This window comes from Acidaminococcus sp. HCP3S3_G9_1, from assembly GCF_052122455.1.
In the GTDB taxonomy this organism is placed as follows: domain Bacteria; phylum Bacillota; class Negativicutes; order Acidaminococcales; family Acidaminococcaceae; genus Acidaminococcus.
In genome coordinates this window covers 1-12864 of the sequence record NZ_JBQKCH010000014.1, presented here as the reverse complement: position 1 = coordinate 12864, position 12864 = coordinate 1, and the positions used below count along the sequence as shown (strand labels likewise).

Genomic DNA, 12864 nt, shown 5'->3' with positions numbered 1-12864 from the left:
TATTGCCAGACTTGCCAGGGTTGTCAGACCTGCCAAGGGTGTCAGAGCACAAAATGCCAGTCCAGTTCCTGCCAGACCTGTCAGAGCATCAGCCAGTGTAGCTCGAGAAACTGCACCTGCCAGACAAGAGGACAATGTGACTGCAACTGCAGTGGTGGCAACTGTAACTGTTCGGATGATTCGGGAGGAGGGCCATAATGGCAAGTCAGAACGAGATTGTATGGAAGAAGGACCTGACGGACATCCAGTCGGGACTGGAAACCCTTGCCACAAAGACGAAGATTTCCATCGACCTTTCCTCGATGAACTATGACAAGGTGAAGAAAATCAACGTGGCAGCCCTGGAAACAGCGGTGAACAAACTAGAGGAGGCCTTTTCGGGAAACTGTTGCCAGGCCAACTGCTGCCAGACTTGTCAGGGGTGCCAGTCTTGCCAGACATGCCAGGGATGCCAAAAATGCCAGACCTGTCAAGGGTGCCAAACCTGCCAGGGGTGCCAGAAATGCCAGTATTACATGACCCAGAACTGCAATTGCGACTGCAACTGCAATTGCTCGGATGACAGCTAAAGGAGGAACAACTTATGATCATTGCAAAAGGAAACGTAAGTACGGCGGAAGGGCCTGTGCCGGTAGAGAATCTAAAACCGGGAATGCTGGTGGTGGACCGGGGCCATCGGGCAAGGAACCTGCTGATGGTAGAACAGGTTCAGCTCCATCAGACACTCCATTTTGAACGGAACAAAGACCTGGTCCTGGCGGGGAACAGCCTTCTTTTCACCCTTACTGGGTTGCGGAGCGCCATCTCCCTCAAAGGCGTGCGGAAGGCTATGAATGGACGAATCCAGATGCTCTTTGAAGGGAGAAAGATGCAGGAGGATGTGATGAAAATCAAAAAGGAAGAAGTCACCGGCTATCGCCTGACCATCGAGGGTGGCAAGGATGTCCTGGTCAATGGGTACGATGTAGCAGACAAGGAGGAAGGGGTATGCTGAAGATCTATTACAACGAGGAATCCAATGCGGATTACCGGATCCACCTGACTCTCCGGGGCGATTACTGCAAGGCGGAATGCACCAGCAACAGCGAAAGCCGGAAGGGAGCGGATGTGATCGAGACCATGCATCCTTACAGTTCCTACGTTCTTACAGAAGGAAACGGGACCGTGAAACTGTTCCGCCGTCCCATGGCTTCGGACTACCGGTTCCTTGACCTTAACCGGCTGGGAGTATCCATCAAGCTGGACTTTGCCGTCCTGACCCAGCTTTATGGAAATACTACCATCCTCGATATCGATACGGGCATCATGGCGGAAGGCCAGCGGGATATTGTGGTGCGGATGTTCAACGGGCAGAAGGAAAACCTGACTCTTGACACGGACCAGGAATATGAACTGTTGCCCTTTCACACCAGCGACTTGGTTCTGGGGGATCATCCCCGGATGAAACTGTGGGACAGCTACAGCCTTTCTGCTGGTGGACGGGAGCTGATGGCCAACCGGAAAGGATACCTGATTGATGGAGATCCGGAAGAACCCTTCATCCCGGAAGGTGATAAGGATTATATCGATTTTACCATCCAAAAGTACAAGGGGAATTTCTCTACAAAGGAGAAGTTGACCAGGGATATTGACGACGAAGAAGTCTTTGTGGAAGCATCTGCCGGCCTTGTGAATAACAGGCGGGTAAGATTGGTGAAGGGAACAGGCACTTTCCGTTTGTATCCCTTTGGGTACGAAGGCCCGGTGAAAATCAAGTTGGGCCGGAAGTGGTACGAAGTGTGGAACGACTACCTGGTGTTTGTTGGAAAGTAGGATGACTATGCAGAAAAATAGGTTAGATTTGTCGACCAAGGTTCAACTTACCCTTTACTTGGGCAGCCAGTGTAATCTCCACTGTGCCTATTGCCACCGGGAGGCCTCGGACGGGGAAGGGGGCATTTCGGAAGAATTCCTGGCGGAACTAAAAGAGAATCCTCCTGGATCCATCAAGTTCATGGGAGGGGAACCTCTGCTTTACATGAAGGAAATCCGGAAAGTGGTGGAAGCAGTGCCCCAGGCGAAGTTTGCGGTCAGCACCAACGGCATCGGCATCGAAAAGCACCTGGATTATTTTCGGGAGCATTACTTCCAAATCTGCATCAGCTATGATGGGGCAGAAAGGGACCTGCGGGGGTATGATCCTTTCACCGATCTATTGGATTACCCGGACCTGGCGGTTTCCACCACCCTGTACCATGGGAATACGGACCTGGGAGCCATTATGGCAAAGTTCCGGGAGAAGGAGAAAGTCATCGGACGGAACCTGTCCTTCTTCCCGCATCTCATGCATGTAACCAACGAGACCAACCGGAAGTATGCTCTGACCCGGGAGGACTATGATTCCATCCTGGAACAGTACAAGAAGTATGTGGGGTTGTATCTGTCCCGGTTCCGGAGGTTCGGCATCCGGGACAAGCGGTATGAAGGACTTTACCAAACCCTGGAACGGCGCAGGGAGGTTCAGTACATTTACGGAGAAACCTACTGCAGCAACCGGACCATCCGGAAGGTGGATGCCAAAGGACGGCAGTATCCATGTCTTTATATCCGCCGCCAGGGGCTTTCCGATAACTGGTTGAAGGAACAGCAGGATCTCCTGGATGCCTTGAGTCCCGAATGCCGCCAGTGCTCTGTTTACGGCATGTGCGGCGGGGCCTGTATCGTCAGCCAGGAGCATGCTCAGGAGTGCCGATTCTACAAGGCCCTCTATACCTGGTTCCAAAAGGAAGTGCCCCGACCATGAACTCGATTTATATCTTCCCTGAGGCCATCCATACGGAAGATACCATTTCTCTGGACCTGGAAGAAAATGGATTGCGCTTTTTCTGTAATAACAAACGAGTGGTTATTGATCTTGCTGCATTGCGGAGCGGGTCCTCCACGGTGATTCTGAAAAATCCCATCACCGGGACCGTCTACCCGCTGTTTAACTTCCGGGAAATCCTCCAGGTGATGGATCTGGGGCCCCAGGAGTTGCTCCAGACCCTTCGCATCAACGGCTATGTGCAGATCGACAAGTCCGGGAAGGATACCTTCATCAAAGTGTTCCTGCCCAATGGGCAACCTGAATTAAAGAGTCGGACCCACGACTTTTCCCGGTTTCCCCATGTGGCCATGGCCGATCTCCATAAGCTGGACCGGGCTTTCAGTTGGTCCGCGCATACGGGGAAGGTCCAAATCCATTATGGCCGGATTGAGGGATCCCTTGTGTTTGACCGCTCAACCTTTTGGAAGGAGCCGGTTTATGTGAGCCATGCCGGACAGAGCCAGGAGCTGACCGAGGGGGAAAACTGGTTTTCCTTCGTTTGGAGTCCTTCGGAAGATGTGTACTGTGGGCCTCAATGTGGACGGTACAAAGGACGGGCACTCCATATTTCAGGTTTCCAGCGGTAAAAGAAAGGAGGGGCAACATGGATTTTATCAGCTACACCTTTGTGAACGCCGTGATCAGTGCCCTGGCCGTATTCGGGTGCTGGCTGATCCTGCGCCCTCAGAAAATCGAGAATCGGGCGCTCCACAAGAGTATCGATAATAATACCAAGGCCCTGGAGGACCTGACCGGTCTGATCAACGAAATGCGAGTGGCCCAGGCAAGTGTGGAGACGAACATTACCAATCTCTGGCACCGGTACAAAGATCTGAAGGGAGAAGTGGACAGAATCCATGACCACAATCGGGATCTGGGGAATCCGCCATGTTCGAAAAAGTAAGAGGGTGGCTCAAGAAGAGCCTTGGGACTGTAAAGAAGCGCCTGAACCAGTTCCAGCAGCCCATTAAATGGATCGTCATAGGGTATCTTGTGACGGTCTTTTTGTTTGTAGTTTCCTATTACGGATTCTGGATGTATCTGGCCGTGATGGGAAAAATCCAGCTGCCGGACCTATTGGCAATGATACGGGAACTAGTGGGGCCTGCCATGGTAGGCTTTGTCACCTTCATTGCAGGCTGTTTCGTGGATCTTGATGGAAATGGAGTCCCGGATCATTTTGAAAAGGAGAAGGATAAGAAATGAAGATTTTTATTAATCCTGGGCATATGCCCGGTGTGGACAGTGGGGCCGTCAATGAAACTTATGGAGTCACCGAAGCGGATATCGTAAAAGAAATCGGAGCCGGAGTCCAGCAGTACCTGAACCGGGTGGGCTATGACTGTATGCTGGTCCAGTCCGACAATCTTTGCGGGGAATCTCCCAACTATACCAATATTTGTGCCAGCGCAAATGGGTGGAAGGCAGATCTCTTTCTTTCCATCCACTGCAATGCGGCCGCGAAAGAAGCCCAGGGGACGGAAACTCTGGTGTACAGCAGGGACAGCGAAGGAGCCTGCGCCCTGGCAGAATGCATCCAGAACCAGATTGTCCAGAGCCTGAGCACCGTGGACCGGGGTGTGAAGGAACGGCCGGGGCTGGCGGTGCTTCGGGAAACGGATATGCCGGCGGTTCTTGTGGAAACGGCGTTCATCACCAACGAAGAGGATGTGCAGCTCCTGATGAATCAGAAGGACGGATTTGCCCGTGCCATTGCCCGCGGGGTGACGGATTATGTGGCCCGGAAAGGATGAGAGACCATGGACATGTGGCGGATCAGCGATGAATTTCTCTTAGGCTATCTTTTGGGCATCTTGACCGGGGTGCTCCTGTTCACCTTGGTCATCTGAAGAAAGAGGGTGGGGATGATTGAGAAAAAGCGTCTGGGTCTTGCTGCTTTGTTTGTTATTCTCCTTTCCGCAGGTGTCCTGGGCCTCTACGTATACCATAACAGAAAAGGAACTGACCCAGTTGGAGCAGAATATCAGCGAGCTGCAGACCATCAACAACAGATTACAGAAGGAATCCAGTCAGCAGAAGAAACGCATGAAGGAATTGGAGACGCAATTGACCGCAGCACAGACCGAATTACAGAAAGCCAGGGAACAGTCCGAACGGCTCGGGAGTCAATTGAAAGATCTGGAGAGGACCTCGATCAGACAGGAAGAATCCTTGCGGATTGCCAACGAATCCTTAGCCGCATACGAGAAAGAAACCAATAGAACACAAAAACGGCTAAAGGCACAGCGGAACCTGGCCTATGGGATAGGGACGGTTTTGCTGGTGGCTTTGGTGCGGAAATGAATAGAGCCATGGTGGGAATTCCTGCCATGGCTTTTTTTGCGCTATGGGTACTTATTCCTGCCATTCTTGTCCTGCTACTCTTAGAAACGAAATTTTAGGAGGAAACTGATCATGAAAGAACAAAGCCAAAATCTGCCATTGAGCCAGCGATTTACGTTGACACTGAAAGAAGCCAGTCAGTATTTCCATATAGGGGAAAAGAAACTTCGGAGAATGGCTGCCGAAGACCCTGGTTCCGGGTTTCTGCTGCATAATGGACGGAAAGTACTCATCATCCGGGAAGAATTTGAACAATTCCTTCGCCAGACTTCGTGTATTTGATAGAAGTTGACTTATTTTGTCTTCAGAGTGATGTATAGGATGCCAAAAGAAACGAAAGGGGAAAAGCAATGAAAAAACGTATGACAGGCCGGATCCGAAGAGATAAGAAAAGACGGATCCTACGGCCGGGAGAGTCTGTTCGGATTGATGGTAAGTACCAATTTAAATACATGGTGGACGGCAAACCCAAATTCTTTTACAGCTGGAAACTAGAGCCTACGGACCCATTGCCCCCAGGAAGAAAGCCTTGCCGGTCCCTTCGGGAGATGGAAGACAGCCTGGAGGTCCGCCTGGTGATCTGCCCCAATGCCAACAGCGATTCCATGACCGTCCTGGAACTGGTTCAGCGCTATCTGCTTCTCAAAAAGAGTGTGAAACCAAACACATTGACCAATTACCGGTTTGTGGTCAATGCCCTGAAGAAAGAGCCCTTTTCCCAGAAGGCTATTGGGAAGGTGAAAATGTCCGATGCCAAATTATGGTTGGTCAAGTTACAGTCAGAAGGAAAGAGCTACAGTTCCATCCACAGCATCCGGGGTGTGGTGCGGCCCGCCTTCCAAATGGCCGTAGATGATGAAATCTTGTGGAGAAATCCCTTTAACTTCGAACTGAAAGAAGTCCTGATCAACGACAGCGTAAGGCGGGAGGCTCTTTCAAAAAGAGATATGCGGATTTTTCTGGATTTCATTAAAAACGACTCCCACTACAAGAGATATTATGAAGGAATCTTCATCCTGTTCCATACGGGGTTGCGGGTATCAGAATTCTGTGGACTGACGGTGAACGATATCGACCTGGAAAAAAGGACGATCAACGTGGACAAGCAGCTCCAAAAGGGGAATGGAAAATATTACATTCTTTCTACAAAAACCAAAGCGGGGGCCAGGTTGCTGCCCATGACCGATGAGGTCTACCAATGCTTTGCGGCTATCCTGGAGCGGAGAAGACCGCCGAAGGTAGAACCCATCATCGATGGGGTGGGGAAATTCCTTTTTTATGATGTGAATGGACATCCAACAGTAGCCTTGCACTGGGAACATTATTTCAAACTTATCGTGCGGAAACACAACAGCATCTATAAATATCAGCTTCCCAGGATTACGCCCCATGTTTGTCGCCATACCTACTGCACCAATATGGCCCTCTCCGGGGTCAGTGCCAAAACTCTCCAGTACCTGATGGGGCACAGCGACATTTCCATCACCCTGAATGTGTACACCCACATCAAGTTCGATGACGCCCAGAAAGAAGTGGCACTCATCCAGGCCCGGCAGCAGAAGGAGATGGAAAACGTCCGAAAAGAACTGGAGCAGGTGGGCGAGATCCAGCCCAAGGTGATCCGGTTTCCCAATAAGGCGTGAGGGGCTGAATGAAGGAAGAGTGAAGAGTAAGGAACAGGACGATGTGGGTCCAACGATCTTTTGCAATGCCGTAGGGTCCGATCGGTGATCCGCCCGCTTACAGACCTGGGAACGGACGCCCCTTACGGGTCGTCCCTACGCATATCACGTACTGTACGATATCATTCCGTAGGGGCTACCCGTCAGGGGAGACCGTCGCCAGGTTCGCCCAGCGGGCAAAAAAGCAGGTCTGCAGTCTTGAGAAGATTGTGGGCCTTTTTCTGTCCGCTTTTTTGCACAGGTCATATGATATACTGAAAATAAGAAAGATTTGGGCATCACCAGAAAGTAAAGGAAGTGAACAAAATGAAAGTTTGGATACAGGCTCACAAAGGGGAACGTCCTGCCAGCAAGAATTTTTTTGAGGCCATGTGCGGGTTTGAAGAACTGGGGGCCGAAATCCGCTTCTTTCATAATCCCTTGGAAATGCGGCAGGCTGAGCCAGAAGATATTTTGGTCGGTTATGTAGAAGCGGTCCAGCAACATTTGGAAGAAATGGGTTTCTCCTATCCAGACTTGGATTATCCGGCAGAGCTGGAATATTGTCTGGGAAGGAAAATCTGGAAATCCACCATCAATACCATCAACTTTCATCCGGAGCAATGGCCTGTATTTGTAAAATCCATTGCTGATAAAGAAATAACCGGCGTACTGGTCCGTTCTCCCAAAGATCTGGTCGGCTGCGGAAACTGGGAGCACGATGTACCTGTGTGGTGTTCGGAACCCGTCCGGTTTGTAACAGAGTGGCGCTGTTTTATTCGCTATGGAAAAATCCTGGATGCAAGACACTATCGGGGAACCTGGGAGAAAATACCGGATCCGGAGGTCATCAAAAGGGCCGTACGGGATTACAAAACCGCGCCAGCCGGCTATTCTTTGGATTTTGGTGTGACGGATACGGACAAAACTCTACTCATTGAAGTCAATGATGGATATGCACTGGGAAGTTACGGGCTGTTTTATATTGACTATGCAAAACTTCTGGCAGCCCGGTGGGCAGAATTGACCGAGACGAAGGATGAGTATGAAGATATTTAAATATCTAGGTTGTTGAGATGATTGTCCATCATGAATTATTTTTGTGAACCGGTTAAGGGGGAAAATGAAATGTGGAAGTCAATAAAAAAAGATATTATTGGTTCAGAGGGTGGAATCATTCTTCAGGATGAAGAGTATGAAGATTCGTGCCGCATAACATTGGAACGCTGTAGACGATATGATGCCATTACTTGTGGTGTGTATGGTGACATGGTGCATACTGTCTATTCGGATCCTTTAGTATCCCAGCATCTTTATGAAAAGATGAAAAAAGATTTACAGGCTTTCATTGATGCAGATGTTGAAGATCTAGGCCAGCGCAGTGATTTTTATGAGGCATTTGTTGAAAAGTATCATTGATTTACCACTTTTGATATAAGCTGGCTGCTTATAGAAAAATAAAATGCTGATCAATAAAGATAAATAGGGATGAGAAGATGAGAGTAAGATATGTTGGGCCTTCACAGCTGAGCCATTACGATGCCGTAGGACTTGCAGGCCCGGCGTTCCCGTCAGATGCACAAGTCCATGACTCCAACGGTGTAGGGGCTTCCCGCAGGGGAGCCCATCCCCGGCTGCCCAGTGGGTAAAAAAGTAGGCCCGCAGTCAAATTGATTGCGGGCCTTTTTCTGTCGGGATTTTTGGATAGGTCATTTGCTATAATGAACATAAAGCAAGAAGTAAGGGGACTGTTGGTAAAGGAACAGGATGGAGGTGTGGCAAATATGAGCATAAACCGTTGTCATAAACATGGGTTGTCCATTGATACAATGTGGGATGACTTGAACCCCCAGGCACATCAGGTAATTCAAAAATACTTTGCAGAACATAACCTTTCCGTAGAAAAATTAAAGAAATGTCATGTAAGCGAGAATTATGAAAGCCGTGCCTATCAGGCTCCTGTATCTCCCTATAATGTACCTAACAAGGACGACGGCAAGTGTGTGTTGAATGATTCCGTTGTTCCGCCCATTGTTTTGATTCTGCATAAAAGAGGTGACAGGCTGGAAATTGAAACTACAAGGTACACAAGACCGTTTTTAACGATGGAAACGGATTATCTGCTTGCGACGGCTGCCTATTTAAGATACCGGATCAATTCTTTGATTCACCATGTTCTTTTTGACTATAAAGGAATTCTTTGTGGAGTAGATCCATTTTCTCATAAAGAGTTCGATGTTTGGAATGGAGATAAGGCAGAAACCATGACAAGCATAGACGAGGTTATGAATAAACCGTTTTTTGATGGAAAAAGTCTTATGGAAATTGTTCCTGAAATCGAAAACCTGGAATTCTGAAACGGAGAGGTGAGGAAAATGCTCAACGACGTTATGACATTGGCCGAAGCCTCTGTTATCTGGGGTATCAAGTATGAAGGCTTACTAAAATGTATAACCGCTGGGCCTTTAGATCAGCCCAAATTTCATGATGATGAAGTAGATAAAATCCAAGATACATGGATTGTGACAAGGCAAGCCATGGAACGCCTTTTTTGGCCGATGAGGGCCATTACTGCTGATAAAGCTTATATGCTTGCCCAATTAGAATGCCCTGGTGCCCTGATTACGAACTATTATGAAACCGAGCGTGGATTCGTATTTTCTGGGCAATGGTATGGCGGAGGACTCCCAAAAGTAGAGAAAAAGACCGGTCGAGTCGGCTGGTATTTGGAGGAATGGGGGAATAGGGATAAAGCCAAGTGGAAAGCAACAGAAGATCTCTTTATGGGCAGTTTTGAGGACTCTTTAGGACCAATTTACGATTCTATAAAGGAAAAACAAGAAATAGTAAGGAAAAATCAGCTTCCTGGTGTCCACAACCCCTATCCTGAATCTAAAGAACATAAAACTATCTTTCAAAAGTTTTTAGATAAAATCGGTTGGTAGCAAATAGCTGGATAAAAGGGGTTTGGTGAAATGACCAACAATAGTATGAATGTAGCAGAAGCTTTGAAAATTGCCGAACACCATGTGGGAACTAAATTTCATAAATATGCTGAATCAGAAGATAGTTTTACCTTTTCCTTTTTTTAACCTGGAGAGGTGGTATATGGTCCAAAGTCATATATAGTGTCTAAGAGTACAGGAGAAGTTAAGCAAGATCCCCATAAATTCTTTGACCCATGGCCATTTGGAGAATGGCATGTAGTGACGGATGATTTGAATTGAAAGGTAGTCGGCCATGACGAAAGAAGAACTGGAAAATGAAATGTTGGGAGACGTCGTTTGTTCCCTAGAAAATTTTCAGTTTGCAATATATACGGGGTTAAAAGGCCCTGGTAGCATTACCGCTACTACAGATATATATGGGAAATACAAAGACTCTGCTCAGGAATTTAAAGACATGGACGATTTATTGAATAATTTCATAGTGAGTGGACGTCCTTTGAAGGAAATTTTGCCAATGGTAGATGTGTCCCAATTGGATTAAGATGATTGTATTATGTGCAAGAAAAAAGCACCCAGCAAAAATGCCAGGTGCTTTTTTCTTGCCTGATTGCTATAATAACAGAGAAAAATTCACCCCAGAAAAAGTTCGGTAGTAGGAAAAACCCGTTTTACTACCATTTTTACTACTACAACGGGGAAAATTGTGCCGTTTTTTGCAAAATTATGTCCTTTTCTCCGTGAACAGGTGAAACGGGCAAACCCGCAGTAATTCGGCATATTTCGGCATAGAAGGGAGTTTCGTGTCCATGATCAAAATACTATTTATCTGCCACGGCAACATCTGCCGTTCCCCCATGGCGGAATTTGTCATGAAGGAGCTGGTTCGGCGTCATCATTGTGCCGATGCTTATGAAATCGCTTCGGCGGCTACCAGCCGGGAGGAAATTGGCAATGACACCCACTGGGGGACCAGGGAGCAATTGGATTTCCACCATATTCCCTATGAATCCCGGAAGGCCCGGCAGATGACCCGGGGAGATTATGGGTACTATGATCTGCTCATTGGGTTCGATGATGAGAACCTTCGGGAGATCCGCCGGATCGCCGGGGGAGACCCGGATCGGAAGATCCACCTTCTGCTGGATTTCACCGATCATTCCCGGGAAATCGCCGACCCCTGGTATACGGGGGATTTTGTCAGCACATACCGGGATGTGGAGGAAGGGTGTGAGAGCCTTTTCTGTCGGAAAAATGTTCCTTCAGCAGCTGGTTGATTTCGGCTCTTTCTTTGCCCTGCTTTTCCATCTGTTTGATCAGTTTGTAGGCGTGGAACAGGGGGGAGGGGGCGATTTCGGAGCTGAAGAAGCCGATGCCCATGTTCCAGGCCAGCTGTTCGAACACATCATCCAGGGCCCGGGAATCCAGGCCGTTGGCATAGGCCTTCAGCAGTTCCCGCATGGCCTGGCGCATCCGCCCGGCACCTACTGCATTGGCCAGGGAGAGCAGCAGCCGGATATTGTAATCCAGGTAGCGTTTTTCGCTTTTCCAGGTCATATCCCAGAATTCCACTGCCAGTTCGCCCAGTTTTTCGTCAATCATGGGGTAGTTGGTGATCACCGCCGGCCGTTCCGGGGCTTCTTCCGTGTTCCCTTTGTTTTCGGTCCGGTAGAAATAGGCGTGGTATTCGTTGGGGGCCTTTTTCTCAGTGGCATGTTCATAGCCCAGCATTTCCATCACTTCGTAGAGGGGGATGGGTTCGAAGGTCTGGATTACTTCCAGTCCCTGGCCCACAGGGAGCTTGGCCGCCTGTTTTTTCAGGCCTTCCAGGAAATTCCCGGCAATGCCCCGCACGTCGACTTTTTTAAAGCTGCTGATTTTATCGTTCCATTCCAGATTTTTCATACCGATTCTCCTTCCATTTGTTCCTGTTACCATGGATAATGTTACGTTCTTCGTCTTCCTGGAAACAATATAGCATGGAAAAAGAAACCGGTATGTTGTTTTTACAACGAAAATTGGCACAGGAAACCCTCCGGGAGGCCGGGGAGGGCGTGCCTCTGGCGCGCCCCTACGCGTCAGGGTCGGGGGTTCGGTGCACGGTCTGTATTTCGGTGCGTAAATCGGTACCGTAGGGGCTCCACGCCGGGGAGCCCGCAAAAAACACCGATTGTACGGGCGTAATAGCAATCATCCCTACGCTAACTACGTCCAATCCGATTGAAGGAGATCCCTCGATTCCAACGTGGTAGGGGCTGCCCGCAGGGAAGCCCGTCCCGGCCGCCGGTTTTTACTGTTACCTATTGAAAAAAATGAGCTGCTGCATATACCTGCAACAGCTCTAATTCATTTGATTACCGATAAACTTCCCGTCGGTGAGCAATTTCAAAAAGAAATACAATCAGCACATCATCCTGGATTTCGGCAAACAGCCGGTAATCTCCTACCCGGTATCGCCACACCCCTTTCAAGTTTCCCGTAAGAGATTTTCCATGCTGTCGGGGATCCGTTGTATCCACCAGGTTTTTAACCACCCAGTTTTTGATGACACGGGCCGTTTGTTTGTCCAGTTTTTTCAGTTCTTTTACCGCGTGTTCAGAGAACCGTACCTGGTACATATTAAATGCCCAGCTCTTTCCAGACCTCTGTATGATCATATGTCTTTTCTTTCTTCAGCAGTGCCCGGGCCCGCAGGATCCGGTCCTCGTCCAGTTTCATATCCTCCTCGATTTTATCCAGCACCAGGCTGCGGATAAAAGAAGAAAGATTCAGATTATTGGCGGCCACATAATTTTGAATCAGTTTGTTTTCTTCATCGCTGACCCGAAGAGAAATGGTGCTCATAGGAAATCCTCCCTCGTAATACATGTAATACCTTCTACCATAAGTATAGCAAAAATGCGTGAAAAAGCAAGAGAAGAGAAGGGGGAAAGGGAAGATCCCTTCGGGAGGCCGGGAAGGGCGTGCCTTTGGCGCGCCCCTCGTATAATAGAGTTGTACCAGATATTCCCTTTTATAGTGAATTACGGTACGATTAGAATGGAGCTGTGGATCGGTTGCGCGCCCCTAC

General features: G+C 48.7%; 20 protein-coding genes. 17 read left to right on the top strand and 3 right to left on the bottom strand.

Annotation, left to right across the window (positions count from 1 at the left end):
- Positions 1-197 precede the first annotated feature (197 nt).
- The 17 genes from ACTQY1_RS08950 (at position 198) to ACTQY1_RS08870 (ending at position 11071) form a co-directional block, all read left to right on the top strand.
- Positions 198-569 (top strand): hypothetical protein, encoded by a 372-nt coding sequence (locus ACTQY1_RS08950; protein WP_014128904.1) that lies wholly within the window; start codon positions 198-200, stop codon positions 567-569.
- Between the two features lie 14 nt (positions 570-583).
- Positions 584-994: a hypothetical protein gene (locus tag ACTQY1_RS08945; RefSeq protein ID WP_014128903.1), complete on the top strand. Its 411-nt coding sequence runs from the start codon at positions 584-586 to the stop codon at positions 992-994.
- A complete protein-coding gene (locus ACTQY1_RS08940) occupies positions 988-1812 on the top strand; it encodes a hypothetical protein (protein WP_441374070.1) in 825 nt (274 codons plus the stop codon). The genes ACTQY1_RS08945 and ACTQY1_RS08940 overlap by 7 nt, the downstream gene beginning before the upstream one ends.
- A 28-nt stretch (positions 1813-1840) precedes the next feature.
- Positions 1841-2782, top strand: coding sequence for a radical SAM protein (locus ACTQY1_RS08935; protein WP_441374069.1), 942 nt, complete (start codon positions 1841-1843; stop codon positions 2780-2782).
- Positions 2779-3432: a hypothetical protein gene (locus ACTQY1_RS08930; RefSeq protein WP_278673969.1), complete on the top strand. Its 654-nt coding sequence runs from the start codon at positions 2779-2781 to the stop codon at positions 3430-3432. Before ACTQY1_RS08935 ends, ACTQY1_RS08930 begins: the two co-directional genes overlap by 4 nt.
- 17 nt (positions 3433-3449) lie before the next feature.
- Positions 3450-3749: a hypothetical protein gene (locus ACTQY1_RS08925; protein ID WP_279002597.1), complete on the top strand. Its 300-nt coding sequence runs from the start codon at positions 3450-3452 to the stop codon at positions 3747-3749.
- A complete protein-coding gene (locus tag ACTQY1_RS08920; protein ID WP_279002595.1) occupies positions 3734-4051 on the top strand; it encodes a hypothetical protein in 318 nt (105 codons plus the stop codon). Before ACTQY1_RS08925 ends, ACTQY1_RS08920 begins: the two co-directional genes overlap by 16 nt.
- Positions 4048-4599: an N-acetylmuramoyl-L-alanine amidase family protein gene (locus tag ACTQY1_RS08915; RefSeq protein WP_301873352.1), complete on the top strand. Its 552-nt coding sequence runs from the start codon at positions 4048-4050 to the stop codon at positions 4597-4599. Before ACTQY1_RS08920 ends, ACTQY1_RS08915 begins: the two co-directional genes overlap by 4 nt.
- A 217-nt stretch (positions 4600-4816) precedes the next feature.
- The gene (locus ACTQY1_RS08910) at positions 4817-5149 is read left to right on the top strand and encodes a hypothetical protein (protein ID WP_301873350.1); all 333 of its coding nucleotides are present in this window, start codon (positions 4817-4819) and stop codon (positions 5147-5149) included.
- Positions 5150-5260: 111 nt separating this feature from the next.
- Positions 5261-5470 (top strand): excisionase, encoded by a 210-nt coding sequence (locus tag ACTQY1_RS08905; RefSeq protein WP_441374068.1) that lies wholly within the window; start codon positions 5261-5263, stop codon positions 5468-5470.
- A gap of 68 nt (positions 5471-5538) precedes the next feature.
- Positions 5539-6831 carry a tyrosine-type recombinase/integrase gene (locus ACTQY1_RS08900; protein ID WP_416182042.1) on the top strand — a complete coding sequence of 431 codons (1293 nt, stop codon included), beginning with the start codon at positions 5539-5541 and terminating at the stop codon, positions 6829-6831.
- A gap of 345 nt (positions 6832-7176) precedes the next feature.
- On the top strand, positions 7177-7908 hold the full coding sequence (locus tag ACTQY1_RS08895; protein WP_441374109.1) for an ATP-grasp domain-containing protein: 732 nt from the start codon (positions 7177-7179) through the stop codon (positions 7906-7908).
- 30 nt (positions 7909-7938) lie between these two features.
- Complete coding sequence (locus ACTQY1_RS08890; protein ID WP_441374108.1) at positions 7939-8268, top strand: hypothetical protein; 330 nt, start codon at positions 7939-7941, stop codon at positions 8266-8268.
- A 332-nt stretch (positions 8269-8600) separates the two neighbouring features.
- Entirely contained in the window at positions 8601-9206 is a 606-nt protein-coding gene (locus ACTQY1_RS08885) for a hypothetical protein (RefSeq protein WP_441374067.1), read from the top strand.
- A gap of 18 nt (positions 9207-9224) precedes the next feature.
- Positions 9225-9794 (top strand): helix-turn-helix domain-containing protein, encoded by a 570-nt coding sequence (locus ACTQY1_RS08880; protein ID WP_441374066.1) that lies wholly within the window; start codon positions 9225-9227, stop codon positions 9792-9794.
- Positions 9795-10089: 295 nt separating this feature from the next.
- Complete coding sequence (locus ACTQY1_RS08875; RefSeq protein WP_041666187.1) at positions 10090-10338, top strand: hypothetical protein; 249 nt, start codon at positions 10090-10092, stop codon at positions 10336-10338.
- 265 nt (positions 10339-10603) lie between these two features.
- Positions 10604-11071, top strand: a complete 468-nt coding sequence (locus ACTQY1_RS08870; protein ID WP_441374065.1) for a low molecular weight protein-tyrosine-phosphatase — start codon at positions 10604-10606, stop codon at positions 11069-11071.
- Here the strand turns inward: ACTQY1_RS08870 and ACTQY1_RS08865 are convergent.
- The 3 genes from ACTQY1_RS08865 to relB all read right to left on the bottom strand — a co-directional run bounded on the left by ACTQY1_RS08865 (position 10995) and on the right by relB (position 12638).
- Positions 10995-11699 (bottom strand): DUF2249 domain-containing protein, encoded by a 705-nt coding sequence (locus ACTQY1_RS08865; protein ID WP_441374064.1) that lies wholly within the window; start codon positions 11697-11699, stop codon positions 10995-10997. The two genes, ACTQY1_RS08870 and ACTQY1_RS08865, sit on opposite strands and share 77 nt — an antisense overlap.
- 449 nt (positions 11700-12148) lie before the next feature.
- The gene (locus ACTQY1_RS08860; protein ID WP_022488289.1) at positions 12149-12412 is read right to left on the bottom strand and encodes a type II toxin-antitoxin system RelE family toxin; all 264 of its coding nucleotides are present in this window, start codon (positions 12410-12412) and stop codon (positions 12149-12151) included.
- A 1-nt stretch (position 12413) separates the two neighbouring features.
- Complete coding sequence (gene relB, locus ACTQY1_RS08855) at positions 12414-12638, bottom strand: type II toxin-antitoxin system RelB family antitoxin (protein WP_022488288.1); 225 nt, start codon at positions 12636-12638, stop codon at positions 12414-12416.
- Positions 12639-12864 lie beyond the last annotated feature (226 nt).